Below are 21788 nucleotides of genomic sequence, written 5' to 3' on the forward strand. Positions count from 1 at the left end.
CACTATATTTCCTACATTCTCTTTCTTCACTTGTGGTGACACTATATTTCCTACATTCTCTTTCTTCACTTGTGGTGACACTATATTCCCTACATTTTCTTTTTTCACTTGCGGCGACACTATATTCCCTACATTTTCTTTTTTCACTTGCGGCGATATTATATTATTTTTTTTCGTTTGCGGAGAAATGATATTGTTAGGTTTCATTTTACTAATTTGAGGAGCAATTAACTCGCTTCCTTTTTTTATTACATCTGAAATTTTATATTCTTTTTTCGGTTTTATTGGTGGTTGTGGCGGCTGCGGTAATACATTTACCGAAAACTTCGTGTTTTCTTTTTCCGCCGGTTTTTGTTTTTCTATCACAGGTGGTTTTTGAATAACAGACGGTTTTTCTTTTTGAATTGGCTGTTCTTTTTGCACCTCTTTTTGCGGTTTCACCTGTACTTCTTTTTGCGGCTTTACCTGCATCTCCTTCTGTGGTTTCACCTGTACTTCTTTTTGTGGCTTTACTTGCATCTCTTTCTGCGGTTTTACTTGCACTTCTTTTTGTGTTTGTTGCATAGCTGGCTGCTGTGTAATTGGTGCTGATTGATACGTAACTTCTTCCTCATCTTCTATTCCAAGCGGAGTTGGTGTTGCTGCAAATTCTTTTTGCTGCACTTCTTTTACGTATTGCTTTGGAGGCGCTGAACCTGCTCCAGCCTGTTGTTTCATGTGAACACTCTTTGATGGCACTTTAATTTTCATACCTGGCATGATTAAATCTGGATTACTAAGTTGTGTATTTGTTTTTTTCAACGTGTCAAAATCCACTCCGTACTTTTTCGCAATTTTCCAAAGGGTATCCCCTTTTTGCACGATATGAATTTTCAAATTTTCCCCCTCCTGTATAACTTATCTATAAGTAACAAATCTCTTGAAGTAACTCTTTCTAAATAACATTAACTTCTTTTCACTTTTATCACTTCTTCGATTTTCAATATCATTCGAAGTGGAATAAGCATAAAGAACCACAATGATTTCTTCAAAACAATGTATGCCCATTTCGTTCTCGTTATGATTATATGTATGAAAAAAAGCAACGGGAATACCGTTGCTTTACACACGCTCTAACATACGATTTAATGCAAGAACTGCTTCTGCCGTTACTTGTTTGTCTACGCTAATAACGTTAATTTCTTCTCCTCTTTCTATCGTTTCAAGTGTCCATAATAAGTGAGGCAGATCAATTCGATTCATCGTTAAGCACGGACACATAAATGGATTAAGCGAAACAATTTCTTTATCTGGATGTTGCTTAATAATTCGATTTACTAAATTCATTTCTGTACCAATCGCCCATTTGCTACCAGATGGCGCTGATTCAATCATATCAATAATATATTTCGTTGAGCCTGCATAATCTGAAGCAGCTACAACTTCATAGCAACATTCTGGATGTACAATAATATTCATATTAGAATGATTTTTTCGTACACTCTCAATATTCTTCACTGTAAAATTTTGATGAACAGAACAATGTCCTTTCCATAAAATCACTTGAATTTCTTCTATATCCCCATCGTACTCTAATGAATCTGTGTGTGGGTCCCATACTGCCATTTTATCTAACGGAATACCTAGATTGTGCGCTGTATTTCTCCCTAAATGTTGGTCTGGTAAAAAGACGAGACGTTCTTTTTGAGTAAACGCCCAAGATACCATTTGCTTTGCATTAGAAGAAGTTACTGTTGCTCCTCCGTTACGACCACAAAACGCTTTAATTGCAGCTGTAGAGTTCACATATGTTAACGGAATCATCGTATCTCCAAATAATTTCGTGAGCTCTTTCCATGCTCTTTCTGTTTGTTCAATATCTGCCATATCCGCCATCGAACAACCTGCACGCATATCTGGTAAGATGACAACTTGATCATCTGTAGTTAACATATCTGCTGTTTCCGCCATAAAGTGCACCCCGCAAAACACAATATATTTTGCATCTTTATTGCTCGCTGCAACTTGCGCAAGCTGAAGTGAATCCCCTGCTGCATCTGAAAATTGTACCACTTCATCTTTTTGATAATGATGCCCTGGAATGAATAACATTTTCCCCATTTTCTCTTTAATTTCACGAACACGCTTTTCCATATCTTCCGTTGACATCGTGTAATAACGCTCTGGTAACATCGTTTCAATTGGCTGTACTTGTTCTAAAATACTCATATACGTTTCTCCCCCTCTAAGCCACTTTCCTTACTCTTCAATATTGAAACTAATATCAAGTGCTTTCACTGAATGTGTTAACGCTCCAAGTGAAATATAATCTACCCCTGTTTTTCCGTATTTTGATAAATCTTCAATTGTGATGCCCCCTGAAGCTTCTGTAACGATAGCGCTTGGTACAATTTTTGAAAACTCCCGGATTTCATCTGGCGTACGATTATCGAACATAATAATATCCGCACCAGCAGCGACAGCCTCTCTCACCTGTTCCTCAGTTTCTGTTTCTACTTCTACTTTCACCATATGTCCTAACTTTTCTTTCACTGATGTAACAGCTTTTGTAATAGAACCAGCAAACGCAATATGATTGTCTTTAATCATGACACCATCATATAAACCGAAGCGATGATTAAATCCACCGCCGCACACGACTCCATACTTATCAAACATACGTAGTCCTGGCATCGTTTTTCGTGTATCACAAATGCGAGTATGACTGCTATCTAAAGCAAGAACCGCTTTACGCGTCATCGTCGCTATTCCGCTCATACGCTGAATAACATTTAATATAACGCGCTCTGCTGTTAATAACGATGCAATTGGACCTTGCACTGTTGCAATGATTTCGCCTTTTTCTACAAGATCCCCATCTTTTTTATGAAGCTCTACTTCAATTCTCTCATCAATTAATTTAAATCCTGATTCAATTACTAAACGTCCTGCAAAGACCCCTGTATCCTTCGCAAGAAACGTTCCTTTCGAAAGCAAGTTATCTGGAAAAATAAGCTGAGATGTTACATCTCTTTCCCCTATATCTTCTAAAAAAAATCGATTTAATGCTTCTTTAACTTTTATCGTGTTCATAAAGCCTCTCTTCCCCTCATCACACAAGTTGTCGCTTTCTCTTTACTCGAACAATCTCTTTCTTTCCTATATTTCTATCTGGATAATCACTCCGGTAATGCCCGCCAATACTTTCTTCTCTTTGCAAGGCTGATACAACTATAAGCTCACAAACCGTTAACATATTAATAAGCGTTATCTCTTCATTCGTAAGAACATCATGTTGTAATATCATATTTCGAACACCATACTTACTAAGCCATCTCTTCGCATAAGATAAACTTTGCTCTGTTCGCACAATCCCAACATATTTCATCATGCATTTTTGTATTTCTTCTTTCGTCGGTAAATGATTCAGAACGATAAACTTTGCTTCCTTTTCGGCTAGCATGTTCACCTTTTCTTTTGTCTCTCTAGATAAAATGTGTCGTCCGATTCTTTTTCCAAACACAAGACCTTCTAATAATGAATTACTCGCTAATCTATTTGCACCATGAACCCCGTTACAAGCTACTTCACCGACTGCGTATAAGTTCGGAATAGACGTCTCTCCATCACAGTTCGTTTTCACGCCGCCCATGTGAAAATGAGTACCGGGCACGATTGGAATAAGTTTTTTATTTATATCGACTCCATTTGTTTTACATATCGATGACACGGTCGGAAAGCGTTGTTCAAAGTTTTGAATCATTTCGATGTTTAAGTACACTTTTTCACCCGCAAGTAGCTGTTCATGAATAGCCCTTGCGACTACATCACGAGGCGCTAAATCCTGTTCGGAATGTATATCCATCATAAAACGCTGCCCTTTTCCATTTATAAGGACAGCTCCTTCTCCGCGAACAGCTTCGGACACGAGGCCGGAACAACGCCCACCCGCGTATAACATCGTCGGATGAAATTGTATAAACTCTAAATCTACAAGCTCTCCGCCTGCACGGTACACCATTGCAAGTCCATCGCCTGTAATCGTCTCATCATTAGAAGTAAAGGCGTATAAACCGCCAATACCGCCTGAAGCTAACACCGTATAATCTGCATTGTAACGTTTCAATTCTCCTTTATTGTTGCGAGTTAAAGCCCCAACACATTTATCTTTTTCTATAATAAAATCGAGCACCATTTCCTGTTCCACTACCGTAACGTATGGAGCTACTTCTTGAATAAGATGCTCTAATAAATTCTTTCCTGTTGCATCGCCACCTGCATGTAAAATACGACGTTTTCGATGCGCTCCTTCTTTTCCAAGATGAGGACCTGTTTCATCCCCATCAAATTTCATTCCTCTTTCAATAAGGTTATTAATTTCTTTCGGTCCCTCCTCGACTAAATAACGGACCACTTCTTCATTGTTATAATGACAACCTGCTACTAATGTATCTTCAAAATGATCATTAGGATTGTCATATGTAGCTACCGCTGCGGCAATTCCACCTTGAGCTAAATGTGTATTATTATTACGTTTCGTCTCCTTTGTGATAATAATCACATTCTTTTCGTGACAAATCTCTTTTGCAACACGAAGTGCCGCAACACCACTTCCAATAATTAAGACATCTGCACTTGGCATAATTGTTGCCTCCTACTTTACACTTTTCAACTGTCTTGACACCTATATTTACATAGTTTTAAAATAATGACAAGAGTTTTTTTATAATTCTTATTTTCACTACCATTAAAAAAGTAAAAGAACTGTAACTCTTACTAGAGAGAGGAACTTACATGATGATATATCTTGACTATGCAGCTACTACACCTATGAGCGAGGAAGCGTTACAAACATATATGAAAGCAGCGTCGCAATACTTCGGAAATGAACAAAGTTTACATGATATTGGAGGAACAGCTGCTTCTTTATTACAAGTTTGCCGAAAAACATTTGCGGAAATGATTGGAGGAAAAGAACAAGGAGTATTTTTCACAAGTGGCGGATCGGAATCAAACTATCTTGCGATCCAATCACTTCTAAATCCCCGAACTAAGAAGCATATTATTACGACACCTATGGAACATGCATCCATTCGAAGTTATTTTCAATCTCTAAAATCAAAAGGCTATACGATCACTGAAATTCCTGTTGATAAAAATGGACTCATTTGTTTAGTAGATTTAGAGGCAGCTATTACAGAAGATACTGTGCTAGCAAGTATACAGCATGGAAACTCTGAAATCGGAACCGTTCAAAACATTACAGAAATCGGGGCACTTTTAAAAAAATATAATGTTTTATTTCATACGGATTGTGTGCAAACGTTTGGTAAACTGCCTATCCATGTTTTTGAGATGGGGATTGATAGTCTTTCTGTTTCAGCACATAAAATATACGGACCAAAAGGTGTCGGCGCTTGCTACATAAATCCGCAATCTCGCTGGGAACAAGTATTTCCAGGAACTTCTCACGAAAAAGGATTTCGCCCAGGCACAGTAAATGTTCCCGGCATCGCATCTTTTTTAACAGCTGCTGAAAATATATTAAACACCCAATGGGAAGAAAGTTTACGTTTTAAAGAGTTACGATCCTACTTTTTAGAGCAAATACAAACACTTCCGCTAGAAATTGAAGTAGAAGGTCATTCTACTTCTTGTTTACCACATATTGTTGGGGTTACAATAAAAGGAATAGAAGGTCAATATACTATGCTAGAATGTAATCGCCATGGTATCGCCATTTCCACCGGAAGTGCTTGCCAAGTCGGTAAACAAGAACCTTCGAAAACTATGCTTGCAATTGGAAAAACGTATGAAGAGGCCAAACAATATGTCCGCTTCTCTTTCGGACAACAAACAACGAAAGATCAAATTGATACTACTATTCATGCACTACACACAATTGGAAATCAATTTTATAGAGGTGTTAAATCATAATGAAACAAAATGAACAAAAAAAGATTTTAGGTGAAGAAAGACGACAGCTTATCCTTCAGTGGCTTCTCGCTGCAAATGAGCCGTTATCTGGGAATGAACTATCGAAGAAGACAAACGTAAGTAGACAAGTTATCGTGCAAGATATTTCCTTGCTTAAAGCACGAAACGAACCAATTATTGCGACTGCCCAAGGCTATTTATATTTAAAGCCACAAGAGAAACAACAAGCTTTTGAACGCGTAATCGTATGCCAGCACAAACCAGCAGAAGTACGTCAAGAACTTACAATGCTTGTTGACCACGGCGTTACGATTAAAGACGTAAAAGTTGAGCATCCTGTATACGGTGACCTAACAGCATCCATTATGGTAAGCAATCGCTTTGATGTAGAGCAATATTTACAAAAAATCGAAAACACAAATGCTTCCTATCTATCGCAACTAACAGACGGTATTCACTTACATACAATTGAAGCAGATTCTAAAGAGAAGTTAGATGCTGCTTGTGAGGCGTTAGATAAAGCAGGATTTCTCGTTTATTAATGTAAAGCACAGAGTTTTTTATCATTCTCTGTGCTTTTTTAATGCTATAATATTGTAATCAATCGTAAAGGAGATCAAACATGGGAATTGAACTCGTTCACTTTAGTACTGGTAAACCGAAACAAATGAAATATGGCGAAGATAAAGAAATGATAACAGGTATATGTAAAGATCCTACAGAAGAGGCCTTTCTCTCAAAAGACGGATTTCGTGGTGATGACGTAGCGGATTTAAAACATCACGGCGGTCCTGATCGAGCTGTTTGTGTATACCCACACGAGCATTACGCACTATGGGAAGAGGAATTTCAAACTACGCTACCAGCTTCCACATTTGGCGAAAACATTACCGTAACAAATATGTTAGAGCGTGATGTTTGCATCGGAGATACATATCAACTAGGTGGAGCAATCATTCAAGTGACACAAGCTCGCGTTCCTTGTAGCACTATTTCAAAACGCCTCGGCATCCCTGGCATACTGCCACGCATTGTAGCAACTGGATTTACAGGCTACCTATGCCGCGTTCTTCAAGAAGGTACTGTACGTAAAGATTCTAAAATTACATTACTAGAACGTCAACCGAGCAATGTTTCTGTTTTGTTCTCTAACGAAATTTATTTTCATAATAGAAAAGATAAAGATGGCATTGAAAAAATTCTTGCTGTTCCAGAACTAGCTGATATTTGGCGTGGTCAGTTAGAAGATCGTCTTGCGAAGTTAAAATAAAGAATCACACCAGGTAAAACAGTATTGAGTCCATCATACCAGATGGACTCTTTTTATTTTCTCTTCCTTCACGTCCAAACATATAAAAATATATTTCATATTATATATGGACAACCTTTAATTCTTATATGTGAAGGGAGTGATTAATTATGGCGGATTACTTCTTAAAAAATGGAAAAAAATATTATAAGAAAAATGATCGCCCATGTAATTCTTCAAATTCAGATTCAAATAACTGTTTTATACAGAACTATACTATTTTCGGTACGGGAAATACCCCTCAAGATCTTGATATAACAACTGGAATTCCTCGAACTGTATTTGAAAACTTCACTAAAAATCATAATAAGACACTTATTAAATTTAGTTTCAGTCCTGCATTTGCAACAACGATTAGATTAACAATCGCAAGATTAAACCATCGCTCTCCACTTACATTTACCTTAACACCAGGAGATATTAAAACATTTTTAGTAGAAGATGTTGAGAGTATTACTTTCTCAGATACTGTAGCTCCATCTACACTCAATCTATTAATACAACAAACGAATTGTATTTGCTGCAGTAATTCGAACAATGATGAATCCTATTATTATAATAGTTGTAATGATGCGTACTAAAAACCCGACAAAAGAGTTATCTATTCCTAACAGAAGCCGTCCTAAATATCTTTTAGGACGGCTTCTTTATTTTGCTAGCTTAATTAATCACTTACTTCAATAGAATTGATAGCTTACTCTGCCTCAAACCGAGAAACAGCTTTTCATTTCAAACAACTTTAACAACAGCTCCCCTCTACAACCAATAAGAAAAATAACTCCCCAGCACAGTAACAGAAAAACCGAGTGCTTCAAGTTCCATCGTTACGCCTGGCAATAATACGTCATCGTATGCTTTATCAACATCAATTAAGAAAAAGTAATTTCCAAGACCTGTTTTCATCGGACGCGATTCGATTTTTGATAAGTTTAATTTTCTCCATGCGAAAGCTGATAACACTTGATATAGGGCACCTGCATAATCTGCAGGTAACGTTATCATAAGCGTCGTTTTCTCTCCGCGATTCTCTCCGTTATTCGGGAGTACTGCTTTCTTTTTCTTATGGAGTACCAAGAAACGTGTGTGATTATTTTTATGCGTATGAATACTACGTCTCACAATTGTTAATCCGTATTTTTCTGCAGCCGCTTCATTTGCAATAGCGGCAATTTTCTCTTCAGGATGTTCTTTCACATATTGCGCAGCAGCACTTGTAGATGTCATATCTCGAACAGTTACTCCTTTTAATTCTTCATTTAAAAATTTATGGCACTGTGCAATGGCATGCGGATGAGAATGCACTGCATATACTTCATCCCACACTTCTGCATACTGCGGATGTACAAGTAAATGCTGCTGAATTGGTACTGTAATTTCTCCTACAATGGAAAGCGGCTGCTCATGTACAAGGTAATCAACCGTTATATTCACTGAACCTTCTATTGCATTTTCTAACGGTACAACTGCGAAGTCTACATTTTCATTTGCAGCTGCATCTATACAATCTGGAATCGTTCGATATGGTACATGCTCTGCTTCCGGAAAAAAACGACTCACCGCCATATTTGTAAATGTTGCTTCTGGTCCTAAATATCCTACTCGAATCATCGTCTTTTCCCCTCTTTTTCGTTTTCTTACTGTTATACCATACTTTTTTATATTCTTCTATGTAAATTTCGAATATTTAAAAAAAGACTAGCGTTCGCTAGTCTAAATGTTTCTTATATTCTCTTTGAGCGAAGAAGAAATAAATGATACATGCTGCGATATAAAACAGAATGAACAAACCTACTTTTCTTAATGATCCATCCATAAAAAGCGTATTATGAAACGTATATAACGCAACTGCACTATGCATACTCCCTACTATAATTGGCGCAAAAAATAGCATACATAATTGCCAACGAGAAATTTTCCATACTTCTTCCTTCGTCATTCCAAGTTTAGAGAGTGCACCATACTGCTTTCGGTCCGATGCAATATTATGGAACCATTTAAAATAAACGATACTACATGAAGTAAGAAAGAATAATATACTAATAAATGAGCCTACAAATAGAGTAATATCGCCGCCTTCTTTCATATTTACATACAACTCCATATTGCTTCGAAATGCATTATTATTATCTTGTTTCATATGTTTCCGTAAATCTTCATTTAATTTCTTCGTCTTTTCGATATTTGGTAATGTGTAGCCTCTATATATCATTTTTTCAGAATCAGGAACCTGATTTGCTATACTATCAAAATCTTCATCATTCATAACGAAGAACAGACCATTAATGTACGAAGGGTGATGGTTAAATTGAACCCCTTCTTTCTGACCGTTAAATACGAATTGATATGGTTGATTCATTACTTGCAATTGAATCTCTTTTTGATTATATACATTCGAATTATTGTATTTATTATAATAAACGAGTGTCACTGTACCTTTTTTAGGACGATACGTTTTCTGTTTTTGTTTCCTTGCTTCTTGGTTATATTCACTTTCTTTTATAAGCGGTGCTATTGTTGTTTCTCCTTTATTAGACTGAAAGGATGCATACACTCCAACAAAACTCATATATTGAAAATCATCATACCCATATTGATTCAGTAATTTTTCAACCGCACCTTCTTCAAAGACTTCATAAGTAGAAATACCTTTTTCTATGTACGAAAACGAGTGTACCCCTCCAGTTCGCCACATATCTTGCATGCTAGAAAAATACAAGAACACCGTACCTGTTGCCGTAACTACAAACGTCGTTGCCATAGACATCAGAAAGAAAAAGCGACCATTTTCCTTCATTCGATGTGACAATTGATTCACTATAAATAAATATGGATATGTATACATAATCTTTTTATTTCGCTTTATCATTTCTAACACTTGGGTAGCTCCATGTGTAAAAGAAAAATACGTTCCCAAAAAGACAAGTATAGACACAGGGAAAAAGTATATCGCTATCGTAGCCATCGTCACTTGTAGCGCCAATGCATACCCGCCCACTAAACAAGCAAAACCGAATAAACAGAGCCACTTTGATGTTTTCTTCTCTTTTTTATCTGTTCGAAATTCTTTCAATAACCGAATGATTTTTATATTCCATATACGTAAAGCACTTATAAAAGATAACAGAATAAAAACGACCATATATGTAATAAATGTTACACCAATCGCACTTACGTCAAATATAACAGGGAGTTCTTTCGGAAGCCCCAGTAACATACTAAACACCATGAAGAAGAGCTTTAAAAAGATCAAGCCCAGCCCTATACCGAAAATATTAGCAAAAATTCCAATTAATATTTGCTCGGTCATAATTACTCCTATTACGTTAGACTTCGTTGCTCCCATTAACATATATAACCCTAATTCTTTCTTACGTGCTTCTATGAAAATAGAAGTAGAGTACAAAATAAATATGACGAAAAAAGAAATAATTATAACATTACATATGATAAGTCCCCAGCGTACGTTTTGATACCACATCGTCTCTTGCATATACGGATGTACAATGACAGACATATATGCAAAAGAAGCAAATATTGCAAAACAACTACTTAAGAAAAACACTTTATAATTACGCCAATTTCCTTTTATATTTTGCAGCGCTAGTTGCCGAATGTTCATCTATCTTCCTCCTGTAACTTACTACATAGGCAAAAAGCTAGAGGTTCCCCTAGCTTTTTACGTGTTTTAAATATCCTCTTTGCGCGATCATAAAGTAAATGGCAGAAGCTAAAATGTATGCTCCAATTACAAGCGCACCTGATTTCCACAAATTAATATAAAGCATTTTCCCTAACGTATGAAGAGCAAATCCACTATGAATGGAACCGATTAAAATTGGTATAAAGAAGATAACTCCCATTTGTCGAATCGCAATTTTGCGAATTTCTTTATCTGTCATACCGATTCTCTTTAACGATTTAAATTGAATGCGATCTTGTTCTTTATCGTTAAACCATTTAAAATATGTCATACTACAAGCGAAGAAGAAGAACAGTACCGCTACGAAGAAACCGATGAACATTGTAATTGCTCCACCTTCTCTTATATCCTTATACGCAAACACTGAATTTCTCAATTCCCCTTGCTTTTCTGGTACAATTTCATTTTTCAAATCTAATACAAGGTTTTCTGTACTTTTCCAATCCTCAATATAATAACCGTAATATTTTGTCTTTTCTTCATCTGGTACGAGTGTTGCATATTTCTCAAAATCTTGATCATTTACAATGAGATATTCACTATCATTAAAAACAGAATACTGCGTTGGATTATTTAATTGAACAGACTGCTTTTGTCCATTAATTGTAAATTCATACGATTTCGTACGATCTATCTTCATCAGTTCATTTGACATATCAACCATAACCATCGTTGCACTACCTGGTGCATTATGAACTTCTGTAGGTTGCTCTCTCTTTTGTTTGCGCACTTCTGCATTATATTCTTTTTCTGAAATAATCGTCATCGGTACTTCATGTTCACTATTAAACAACGTTATTTTCTGTGTTGCCGGTAGTTTAACGTATGTTACTTTTCGCGCATCTTCAAACCCGTGTCTCTTCACAAGCTCCTGTACCTTTTCTTCATTAATAAGGTTATGCGTATTTAACCCCTTTTCCTCATATGAAATAGCATGTGGTGTAAGTTCTACCGTTTTCGCACTCATATTTTCAAAATATACGTACAGTGTACCCACCGCTGAAGATACTACCGCCGTAATGATAGAAATTACAAATAGAAAACGAGCATTATCTTTCATTTTATAAATAAGGTTGCTAAGGACGAACATATTTGGGTACGTATAAAAAGATTGCTTTCTTTTTTGTAATGCTTTTAATACAACTGTACTACCTTGTGTAAATAGTAAATACGTTCCGCCAATTGTCAGTCCCACCACCGGTAAAAAGAGGATGAGGAAATTCAGAAACGTTACTTGGAAGCTAAGTACATATGCAACAATAATACATCCTATACCAACTACACATAACCATGTAAATGCAAACGGCTCTACTTTTTGCTTTCTTGCCTCTCTTAATAAATCAATAATTTGCAAGCGTCCTACTGTCCAAACACTAAACAATGATAGGATTAAAAATAGAATAAAGTATACACCAGCTGTAATAAGAACTGCTTTACTATTCCAAACAAGTGGAAGTGTCTTATCTATTTTTAATAATACGCTTAACGCTTGGAAAAATAATTTTGAACAAAGCATCCCAACCCCAATACCAACTACAATTGCAATACTACCTAACATCAGTTGCTCTAATATAATCATTCGGCCGAGCTGCGATTTCGTTCCGCCTATTAATGTTAGTAGACCAAACTCTTTTTTTCTTGCTCGTAAAAACGTTGAATTTGCATATAAAATAAAGAGTGCCGAGAAGATGACCACAATATAATTCATCGATTCTAATCCTTTTGTGATCATCTTTCTCATACTAATATTACCGCTTACGACATCTGGATGATAAATAAAAGAAGCATACATGAAAAATACGACAATCGATAAACAACTACTTATAAGAAACGCTTTATAGTTACGCCAATTTCCTTTTACGTTATTAAGCGCGAGCTGGCGAAAGTTCATGATATTCTCCTCCTAGCATCGCAAGTACGTCCAGGATTTCTTGGAAAAAGGCTTGTTTCGTTCTTCCTTTATGTATTTCCGAGAAAATTTCTCCATCGCGTATGAAAAGGATACGTTCACAATAACTAGCCGCTACTGGATCGTGCGTAACCATTGCAATCGTTGCTTTCTTTTGCTCGTGTAAATCTTGCAGAGCGCCCATTAGCGATTTTGCTGACTTCGAGTCTAAGTTTCCAGTTGGCTCATCTGCTAAAATTAACGTCGGTTCATGAATGATTGCTCTCGCTGCTGCTGCACGTTGTTGTTGTCCCCCAGATACTTCGTATACTTTTTTATTTAAAATTTCTTCGATGTTTAAAAACTTCGCAATTTCCAGTACTTTCGCATCAATTTCATTTACAGGTTTCTTCGCCATTACAAGTGGTAAAATAATGTTTTCTTTAATGGATAACGTATCAAGTAAATTAAAATCTTGGAAGATGAACCCTAAATGTGTACGGCGAAACTCCGCTAATTTTGCAGCACGCATTTGATTAATTTCTTCACCATTTACAAGCACATGACCTGAAGTTTGCTTATCAATTGTTGCTAATAAATTTAAAAGCGTCGTTTTCCCACTTCCTGAAGGACCCATAATCCCTACAAATTCGCCTTCTTCTATTTTAAAATTTATATCGTTTAAAGCAGTCGTCGCTACTGAACCTTTTGATTGGTACACCTTCGTTAATCCTTTTACTTCAAGAACACTCATTTCTAATCCCCCTACGTGTTTTCTTCTTACATTTACTATAAGAAAAATAAGAAAAAGAAACGAGTGATTTCCCTTACAAAACGTTTTGTTATCTTACAGTTTTGTCATTTTTCTCATCAATGTATGATATTCTTCATCTTTTGCAAATTGGAACGTGAATGTTGTCCCTTCTCCTTCAGCCGATTGGACATACATTCCATGATGTAAATTATCGCAAATTTCCTTCGTAATATATAAGCCCATCCCAGTCGCTTCTCTCGTTTTACGTCCATTTATTCCCGTAAAAAATGGATCAAATATGCGCTTTACGTCTTGCTCTGGAATACCAATTCCATTGTCCTTAATATGTAATAACACCTTTTGATTTTTCTCTTCAATTTGAAATTGAATTTCTTTTTTCTCTGCCGCTGAAATTTTTGTATACTTGATTGCGTTTACAACAATTTGACCTATAGCAATACTCAGCCATTTTCTATCAGATGCAACCATACAAGTATCTTCTTCAAACATCACTTTCGGAAATACAGACGATTGAATAAAGGATTTCCGATTTTCATTAATAATACCTCGCACGACATCTATAACATTTACTACTTCTATCTTATAATCTTTCGCAAACTGCTCTAGTCTTGCCATATGTAACGCTAAATCTAAACCATTTAGTATACGGTTATTTTCTTCACGAATACTTTCAACTGTTGCTCTTGCCTCACGATGCTCTTTGCCAAACTTTTGCAGCAATAATTCAATAACAGATACTGGTGTTTTCATTTGGTGAATCCATTGGTTCATAAATATCATTTGCTGTTGCTCTTTCGCATGCTGTTTATGAACTTCATTCATATATTGCTGTCTTAATAACGTAAAAGATTCAACGACCATTTCTTGCTCTGATGTATAAGATTCATCAATAAGTAAAGAGTCATGTAATGTATTTCCATCAGTAACATACTTTTCGATCCTCTTTAAAAACACACTCCGTTTTCGGTAATCGTAAATGAGGTATACAGTAAACACAACTGTTCCTAATAAAAGTCCATATAACCACGTACTCCAATCAATGGATTTCTTTTCTAAAAGACTTTGCAGCTGTAAAACGAGCCCAAATAAACAAAGGCTAACAATATAAGAAAGAATTAAAGAAAAGCGGTCCATAAGGTAATTTTTAACCTTCATGCCCTTCGCCCCACTCCGTAAAAAGCGCATAACCATATCCACGTTTCGTTACAATTGCATTTTTAATGCCTAACTCCTCTAGTTTCTTCCTTACACGTTTTACATTTACGGTTAATGTATTATCATCCACAAATGCTACTTCATCCCATAGAGCTTCTAACAGTTCTTCGCGCGTTACATATTGATTCACCTGTTTCATTAAACACTCTAATAAGTAAAACTCATTTTTTGTCAGTTCAGTTTGTTGTCCTTGCCACTCAACAATATGCTGAGACGGGAATAACAACAGTCCATTTACACCTAAACAATCACTCTCAGCGGCAGAAGCATACTCTCCGTAACCACGGCGAAGTGCACTCTTCACCTTTGCCATTACGATATCTAAATGGAATGGCTTCGTAATATAATCATCGCCGCCATTTTCAATCGCCATTACTTGATCCATTTCTCCTGTTCTTGCAGAAACAAAAATAATTGGTGCATTCGATACAGTACGAATTTGACGACACCAATAAAAACCGTCAAAGTACGGTAAATTAATATCAAGTAACACAAGATGAGGATTCACTTTTACAAACTCATCTTTTATTTGACGTAAATCACTTGCTCTAAATGATTGATAGCCATACCTTTCTAAATGCTCTTCTAATATTCCCGCGATTTTCTCATCATCTTCTACAATTAATATTTTATACATGTTCGTTTTCTCCCCATAAAAAAATTCTTCTAAAACCACTCCCCTTTTTATTATAAATTGAAAATTTAATTAGTGGGGATTTTTTCCTATATAAATCCTATTTTTACGATATAAAAAAAGACTGCCGTATTTCGGCAGTCTTAATCGATAAATTCAAATTCATATTCAAGAATTTTTACAATATCTCCGTCTTTTGCACCACGTGCACGAAGCGCTTCATCAATACCCATTCCGCGCATTTGACGAGCGAAACGACGTACAGATTCATCACGTGAGAAGTCTGTCATCTTGAATGTTTTCTCGATATCGTAACCAGAGATAACAAACGTGCCATCACTTTCACGTGTAATTTCAAATTTAACACCTTCAGTATCAAATTTGTACATTACACTTGTATCAGACTCATCCGCAACTTCATGTATTGGGAATTCTGGTGTTGTTTCTATTAAGTTCGCTACTTCAAACAGTAAGTCACGAACCCCTTGTCTTGTTACAGCTGAGATTGGGAAGATTTTTACTTCGTCTCCCACTTTCTCTTTAAATGCTTGTAAGTTTTCTTCTGCATCTGGCATATCCATTTTGTTTGCAACAACAACTTGTGGACGCTCAGTTAAGCGAAGATTGTATTCTTTTAATTCATTATTAATCGTTACGTAATCTTCATATGGATCACGGCCTTCTAAACCAGACATATCAATAACATGCACGATTACACGTGTACGCTCAATATGACGTAAGAATTGGTGTCCAAGTCCGACGCCAGCATGTGCGCCTTCAATTAGTCCTGGAAGGTCAGCCATAACGAAGCTGCGGTTATCACCAGTTTCAACAACACCAAGATTTGGAACGATTGTTGTGAAGTGATACTCTGCAATTTTCGGACGCGCTGATGATACAACAGATAATAATGTAGATTTACCTACACTTGGGAATCCAACAAGTCCAACGTCTGCTAGTACTTTAAGTTCTAGAATAACATCACGCTCTTGACCTGGTTCCCCGTTCTCAGCGATTTCTGGCGCTGGGTTCGTAGCTGTTGCAAAACGTGAGTTACCACGGCCACCGCGGCCACCTTTTGCAATTACAGCAGTTTGTCCATGCGTTACTAAATCGGCAAGAATTTGACCAGTTTTTTCATCTTTTACTACTGTTCCTGGTGGAACCTTTACAAGTAAATCTTCAGATTTACGTCCGTGCTGACCTTTACTCATTCCGTGCTGACCGCGATCAGCTTTGAAATGACGTTGGTAGCGGAAGTCCATTAATGTACGTAAGCCTTCCTCAACTACGAAAACAACATCTGCACCTTTACCGCCGTCGCCACCTGCTGGGCCACCTTTTGGTACATACTTCTCACGACGATACGCAACCATACCGTTACCACCGTCGCCGCCTTTTACATATATCTTGACCTGATCTACAAACATTATTTCACCACACTTTTTTCAATTGGTTGTAATATAACTGAGACTTCTTCGTCTCGCACTGTATAAGAAATGGAATACCATTTATTGTTTTGGGTCGCAAGCCAATTCTGTAGTTCTTCTACACTCGTTAGCTTACCACGAAAATCAAAAAAGAAACGAGCATTATCCGCGTCACATTCAATTGTGATACAAACATAATTTTCAACATATACGTCTAAACTATGCTGAAGCATCGAGAAAAATTGATTCGTCCATGTACATACAGTCTCATCTAAGTGAGATAAGTTATGTAATTTCCCTAATACTTCGTACTCCAATAAGCACGGCTGCTGTTTCCAATTATATGTTAAAATCCACTCTGAAAATAAAGGCATTGATAGCCCCATCAGATTGGATTCTTGTCTCGCTTCTTGGACAAAACGATCGATGAGACTATGAATTTCTTCCACTTTTCCAAGGGAAAGGTTTCCTTTCACCATCTGCATACGATTGAGCCAATCATGTCTTGAATGGCGCAATGCATCTATAATTGTCCATTTTTCATTCATTTAGATACCCCTTAATATAGAAAAACTCTAACCTGCACTCAGGTTAGAGTTTTCCGTGAGTTCTTATGCTTCTTGAGCAACAGGATATACGCTCACTTGTTTGCGGTCACGACCAAGACGCTCAAAGCGTACTACGCCGTCAACTTTCGCGTATAAAGTGTCATCGCCACCACGACCAACGTTAACACCTGGATAAATTTTTGTACCGCGTTGACGGTAAAGAATTGAACCACCTGTAACCGTTTGACCATCTGCGCGTTTAGCACCAAGACGTTTTGACTGAGAGTCACGACCGTTCTTTGTACTACCTACACCTTTCTTAGATGCGAAAAACTGAAGATCTAATCTTAACATACGTTACACCTCCTGCACTTTTTCTATTAAACGGATATACTTTCCGTAATCAAGTTCGATCGTCTTAAGCGAAACAACTAATCCTTCTAAAAGCGTTTGTGCTTTTTCTGCTGTATGAACGTCTAAATCATTAGGCAATTCATACGTTAAGAATCCGCCATCACTTCCGAGTTCAATAGTTGCTTGCACATTACAAAGTTCTTCCACTGCATTTATAGAACCAAACACAACCGCTGTAGTTCCAGCACAGACAAGGTCTTGTCCATGTGGCGCATAATCGGCATGTCCAGTCATTTTAAATGATTGGATACTTCCTAATTTCGTGCGACTTATCGTAATTTTAATCATGTTAACCAGAATTAAGCGTTGATAGCTTCAACAACTAGCTTAGTGTAAGGTTGACGATGACCTTGTTTCTTACGATTGTTCTTTTTCGCTTTGTATTTGAAAACGATAATTTTCTTAGCGCGACCTTGTTTTTCAACTTTCGCAGTAACTGTTGCACCTTCTACAACTGGGCTACCAACTTTAACGTTTTCGCCACCAACGAAAAGAACTTTGTCAAAAGTAACAGTTTCACCAGCTTCAACATCTAATTTTTCAATGTAGATTGCTTGACCAGCTTCAACTTTAATTTGTTTTCCACCTGTTTCGATAATTGCGTACATACTTGCACCTCCTCTTAATTACTAAGACTCGCCAAAAACGAGGTAGACATAAATGCCTTTAGGGAACCTGTCTTGTGCGGTTGTAGCATATAGCCGTTTAGGTGCTATAAACTATAACATAAAGATGTTATCATGAATCATAGACGGTTGTCAATAAATGTTCTGCTAACTATTTTTTCCGCTCTACAATTTCTTTTTTACTTCCAAAACGAACGATAGCATACTTTTCGATATTATCATCTTTGAAATAAATTTCAAATGGAATATTTTTTTGTAATTCTTTTTGCAAAAACTGTTTTTGCAGTTCTTTAGGCGCAGCGATTAATACCGCTTCATCTTCTATATTGCCATATGTGATTAGTTCTCTCTCTAACTCATACGCAATTGTTTCATGCGACATCACATAACCCGTCGCTTTGCAAGGTACACACTCTTTTAATAATACGTCCCGTAAAGAATGCTTTTTACGTTTACGTGTCATTTCCAAAATCCCTAGCTCCGTAAAGCCGAGCACCCTTGTATATGTGCGGTCATCTTGCATAGCAGCTATAAGACATTCTCTTACCTTTTCTTTATCTTCTCTTTTTTTCATATTAATAAAATCAATTAATATCATACCACCAATATCACGAAGTCTTAATTGGCGTGCAATTTCTTCAGCTGCCATCTCATTTGTGCGAAGTACTGTATCTTGTAAATTTTGTTTTCCCGTAAACTTGCCCGTATTCACATCAATTACAGTCATCGTCTCCATTTGTTCTACAATTAAATAAGCACCATTTGGAAGCCACACAATTTTTTGGAGTGCTTTCTCAATTTCACGCTCTATTCCAAAATGGTTAAACATCGAAGACTTTTCATTATAAAAAGATACTTTTTCTTTTCCAACTTTGTCTTCTAATTCTTTTACTATACTTCTTGTATCTACAACTACTTTTTCAATGGTTTCAATTGGATTCTCTTGAAATACACGATCTAAAAAGGTCGCCGGTCGATGAAGTAATAACGGCGCCTTTCCTTGGCCCTCTTTTCTTTTTAACTCTTCATACAACTGTTGTAACCCTTGCATTTCAGCTTGTATTTCTTCAATTGCTCCTTTTTCAGAAGCAGAGCGGAAAATGTATCCCCCCGTTCCCTCTATTTCAATTTGGAGTAGCTGTTGTCTTCTTTTATTATTTTTTATTTTTCGAGAAACAGCGCGCATCTCATCAAACGGCATATAAACGACATATTTCCCGGTAAATTCTATATTCGCTGTCAATTTAGGCCCTTTCGTATCAATTGCCTCTTTCACAACTTGTACGAGTATCGCTTGCCCTTCATGTATACGATAAGAAGATGGTACATCATCGTATGAAAGGTAAGCATGTTTTTCTAAACCGATGTTTACAAAAGCTGCATTCATTCCAGCAATTGTTCTTACGACACGTCCAACATAAATATGCCCAACAATCTCTTGCTCTTCATTACGTTTCCATAAAAACTCAACAATTTTTTTCTTCTCTTCAATTGCAACGCGCTTTTCCGAACCAGCGTAATTCACATATAACGTTTTCAAAATTATTTCCTCACTTTATAATCTTCTTTGCTTTTACAATAATAAAAGGTTAGTGCTATCGTCAACACTAACCGATTAATTCTTCAACTGATGAAGTTGTTCGTTTTTCAGTAAAATATGCATAGAGCAATTCATTTTCATCCAATGTGTAATGCTCTTTATATTTTCCACGGACGATAATAGAATGCTTATATCCTCTACGAAATTTTGTGAAGATCGTATATAAACGATCTTCCGTTTGCACTTCAATAGGTGCAATCTTTTCGATTCCTCTTTTGTTTCCATAATAACGTTCTAATAAAAAACGCATAAATGCATACCGTCTTTGTTTCCACTCTTGATATAATGACACTGCTAAAAATATGAGTAGTACCCACATCATAATATTGTTACTATTCCAGAGTAACTGCCATCCTAATATTACACCAAAAAAAACACATGACAATTGCATCATCTTTTCATGTGCTTGTAAATAAGGGAGACGATATGATAATACATTAAACAATACTTTCCCGCCATCTAACGGCCAAATAGGGAGTAAATTAAATGCTAAAATAATTATATTATTCCACATAAAGAAATAATATAAATCTGTATTCAGCCAGCCGACTTCGAACAACATATAACCTACCAGCATCATCCAAACATGTTGAATCGGTCCTGCAATTACGACAACAAGTTCCTCTTTCAATGACTTATTACCATGTTCCTCAAGCTCGGCCACGCCACCAAACGGCAAAAGTTGAATTCTTTTTATACGCCAATTATAGTGTGCTGCTGCAAAAGCATGCCCAAGTTCATGAATAAGAACAATACAAAATAACAGTAGTAACTCTTTAAAACGCGCAGTAAAAATACCAATGACAATAATAACCCAAAATAATGGATGCACGGAAATTTTCGTTAAAACGTCCCTATATTTAATCAAATGATATCACCTGGATCGGATCAATAAATTTTTCATTCTTTTTTATCGCGAAATAAAACTTTCCATTTTTATCATTTGTATCATTACTCACCGTTCCAATTTTTTGTTTCTTTGAAACGTAATCATATAATTTCACTGACATATCGTTTAAGTTTGCATACCATGACTCCGTACCATCTGCATGTTGAATTTGAACTGTATTTCCAAGTTCCTCTTTCTTGCCTGCAAAAACAACTAACCCTTCATTTACTGACTCCACTTTTGCATTTGTAGCTGTTTGGACAAATACACCTTGGCCATTTTTTTGAAACCCTTGCATTACCTTTCCAGAAGCAGGAATTGCATAATCCTTTTGCTGAATACTTCCTTCTTTTTTCTCGTTCGGCGAATAGAATACGAGCGGTTTTCCAAATTGCTTTTCATACCATTTCGCTACAGTAGCAAACTGAAATTCCTCTTTCATCACTTTTTCTGTAACAGCTTTAGCTCCATTGAATGAAGAAGGAGCATTCTTATATAAAATAGCAACCGAAAGAACTAATATTGCTGATAATAAAACTTTGAAGAAAAAGACTTCCTTTCGAAATAAAGGATGCATTTCCTTTTCTCCATCTTCAATAAATACCGCTTCACTATCGAAATTCCCTCCGTTAAAATACTGCTCTTCCTCCATCCTTTCTTGCTCGGCCTTCCTTTTTGCAATCCGCTTTTTAATTTCTTCTACGCGTCTATTCTTCATACTGTCTCCTTTCTTTCGTTAAGCTAATTTCATTAGAAACAGTTGTATACAGTTTGTACATATGTATGAGCTAAGAAAGAAAGATATTCGTGTGAAGAAAAAAGAAAGCACCTCGCATATGTGCGA

21 protein-coding genes, 1 pseudogene and 1 other annotated feature are annotated in these 21788 nt (G+C 36.5%); of the genes and pseudogenes, 4 read left to right on the forward strand and 18 right to left on the reverse strand.

Annotated features, from left to right (window positions below; genetic code table 11):
• From exsA to nadB, 4 genes and pseudogenes are all read right to left on the reverse strand, one after another.
• Positions 1 to 876, reverse strand: a pseudogene (exsA, locus tag HFD78_RS29410) (spore coat assembly protein ExsA); the annotation flags it as partial.
• Positions 877 to 1101: 225 nt separating this feature from the next.
• Entirely contained in the window at positions 1102 to 2208 is a 1107-nt protein-coding gene (gene nadA / locus HFD78_RS07895) for a quinolinate synthase NadA (protein WP_000025337.1), read from the reverse strand.
• A gap of 30 nt (positions 2209 to 2238) precedes the next feature.
• Positions 2239 to 3072, reverse strand: a complete 834-nt coding sequence (gene nadC, locus HFD78_RS07900; protein WP_001092230.1) for a carboxylating nicotinate-nucleotide diphosphorylase — start codon at positions 3070 to 3072, stop codon at positions 2239 to 2241.
• Between the two features lie 19 nt (positions 3073 to 3091).
• Positions 3092 to 4621 carry an L-aspartate oxidase gene (nadB, locus tag HFD78_RS07905; protein WP_001138539.1) on the reverse strand — a complete coding sequence of 510 codons (1530 nt, stop codon included), beginning with the start codon at positions 4619 to 4621 and terminating at the stop codon, positions 3092 to 3094.
• Positions 4622 to 4773: 152 nt separating this feature from the next.
• Here nadB and HFD78_RS07910 point away from each other — a divergent pair, with 152 nt between their 5' ends.
• The 4 genes from HFD78_RS07910 to HFD78_RS07925 all read left to right on the forward strand — a co-directional run bounded on the left by HFD78_RS07910 (position 4774) and on the right by HFD78_RS07925 (position 7806).
• A complete protein-coding gene (locus HFD78_RS07910) occupies positions 4774 to 5916 on the forward strand; it encodes an IscS subfamily cysteine desulfurase (RefSeq protein WP_000973762.1) in 1143 nt (380 codons plus the stop codon).
• Complete coding sequence (locus HFD78_RS07915) at positions 5916 to 6458, forward strand: transcription repressor NadR (RefSeq protein ID WP_000812272.1); 543 nt, start codon at positions 5916 to 5918, stop codon at positions 6456 to 6458. The genes HFD78_RS07910 and HFD78_RS07915 overlap by 1 nt, the downstream gene beginning before the upstream one ends.
• A gap of 80 nt (positions 6459 to 6538) precedes the next feature.
• Complete coding sequence (locus tag HFD78_RS07920) at positions 6539 to 7186, forward strand: MOSC domain-containing protein (RefSeq protein WP_000510707.1); 648 nt, start codon at positions 6539 to 6541, stop codon at positions 7184 to 7186.
• Positions 7187 to 7335: 149 nt separating this feature from the next.
• Positions 7336 to 7806, forward strand: a complete 471-nt coding sequence (locus HFD78_RS07925; RefSeq protein ID WP_000796370.1) for a hypothetical protein — start codon at positions 7336 to 7338, stop codon at positions 7804 to 7806.
• 175 nt (positions 7807 to 7981) lie between these two features.
• Here HFD78_RS07925 and pheA read toward each other — a convergent pair whose 3' ends face one another.
• From pheA to spoIVFA, 14 genes are all read right to left on the reverse strand, one after another.
• A complete protein-coding gene (gene pheA, locus HFD78_RS07930) occupies positions 7982 to 8833 on the reverse strand; it encodes a prephenate dehydratase (RefSeq protein ID WP_000621700.1) in 852 nt (283 codons plus the stop codon).
• 97 nt (positions 8834 to 8930) lie between these two features.
• Positions 8931 to 10844, reverse strand: a complete 1914-nt coding sequence (locus tag HFD78_RS07935) for an ABC transporter permease (protein ID WP_001026334.1) — start codon at positions 10842 to 10844, stop codon at positions 8931 to 8933.
• Positions 10845 to 10893: 49 nt separating this feature from the next.
• Positions 10894 to 12816, reverse strand: a complete 1923-nt coding sequence (locus HFD78_RS07940; protein WP_001011424.1) for an ABC transporter permease — start codon at positions 12814 to 12816, stop codon at positions 10894 to 10896.
• Positions 12791 to 13567 (reverse strand): ABC transporter ATP-binding protein, encoded by a 777-nt coding sequence (locus HFD78_RS07945; protein ID WP_000114524.1) that lies wholly within the window; start codon positions 13565 to 13567, stop codon positions 12791 to 12793. The genes HFD78_RS07940 and HFD78_RS07945 overlap by 26 nt, the downstream gene beginning before the upstream one ends.
• 93 nt (positions 13568 to 13660) lie before the next feature.
• Positions 13661 to 14743 carry a HAMP domain-containing histidine kinase gene (locus HFD78_RS07950; protein ID WP_000865398.1) on the reverse strand — a complete coding sequence of 361 codons (1083 nt, stop codon included), beginning with the start codon at positions 14741 to 14743 and terminating at the stop codon, positions 13661 to 13663.
• Positions 14733 to 15440: a response regulator transcription factor gene (locus tag HFD78_RS07955; protein ID WP_001986640.1), complete on the reverse strand. Its 708-nt coding sequence runs from the start codon at positions 15438 to 15440 to the stop codon at positions 14733 to 14735. Before HFD78_RS07955 ends, HFD78_RS07950 begins: the two co-directional genes overlap by 11 nt.
• A 140-nt stretch (positions 15441 to 15580) precedes the next feature.
• Positions 15581 to 16867 (reverse strand): GTPase ObgE, encoded by a 1287-nt coding sequence (gene obgE, locus HFD78_RS07960; RefSeq protein ID WP_000497128.1) that lies wholly within the window; start codon positions 16865 to 16867, stop codon positions 15581 to 15583.
• On the reverse strand, positions 16867 to 17415 hold the full coding sequence (locus HFD78_RS07965) for a sporulation initiation phosphotransferase B (RefSeq protein WP_001003584.1): 549 nt from the start codon (positions 17413 to 17415) through the stop codon (positions 16867 to 16869). Before HFD78_RS07965 ends, obgE begins: the two co-directional genes overlap by 1 nt.
• Before the next feature lie 63 nt (positions 17416 to 17478).
• Positions 17479 to 17769 (reverse strand): 50S ribosomal protein L27, encoded by a 291-nt coding sequence (rpmA, locus tag HFD78_RS07970; protein WP_000944958.1) that lies wholly within the window; start codon positions 17767 to 17769, stop codon positions 17479 to 17481.
• A gap of 3 nt (positions 17770 to 17772) precedes the next feature.
• Positions 17773 to 18117: a ribosomal-processing cysteine protease Prp gene (locus HFD78_RS07975; RefSeq protein ID WP_002001054.1), complete on the reverse strand. Its 345-nt coding sequence runs from the start codon at positions 18115 to 18117 to the stop codon at positions 17773 to 17775.
• Positions 18118 to 18128: 11 nt separating this feature from the next.
• Positions 18129 to 18437, reverse strand: a complete 309-nt coding sequence (rplU, locus tag HFD78_RS07980; protein WP_000270907.1) for a 50S ribosomal protein L21 — start codon at positions 18435 to 18437, stop codon at positions 18129 to 18131.
• Positions 18438 to 18451: 14 nt separating this feature from the next.
• Positions 18452 to 18529 (reverse strand) — a sequence feature (ribosomal protein L21 leader region).
• 77 nt (positions 18530 to 18606) lie between these two features.
• The gene (locus HFD78_RS07985; protein ID WP_000855488.1) at positions 18607 to 19995 is read right to left on the reverse strand and encodes an Rne/Rng family ribonuclease; all 1389 of its coding nucleotides are present in this window, start codon (positions 19993 to 19995) and stop codon (positions 18607 to 18609) included.
• 67 nt (positions 19996 to 20062) lie between these two features.
• Positions 20063 to 20923 (reverse strand): stage IV sporulation intramembrane metalloprotease SpoIVFB, encoded by an 861-nt coding sequence (gene spoIVFB, locus HFD78_RS07990; RefSeq protein ID WP_000599057.1) that lies wholly within the window; start codon positions 20921 to 20923, stop codon positions 20063 to 20065.
• Complete coding sequence (gene spoIVFA / locus HFD78_RS07995) at positions 20916 to 21662, reverse strand: stage IV sporulation protein SpoIVFA (protein ID WP_000797471.1); 747 nt, start codon at positions 21660 to 21662, stop codon at positions 20916 to 20918. Before spoIVFA ends, spoIVFB begins: the two co-directional genes overlap by 8 nt.
• Positions 21663 to 21788 lie beyond the last annotated feature (126 nt).

This window comes from Bacillus sp. EKM501B, from assembly GCF_011800505.1.
Classification (GTDB): domain Bacteria; phylum Bacillota; class Bacilli; order Bacillales; family Bacillaceae_G; genus Bacillus_A; species Bacillus_A cereus.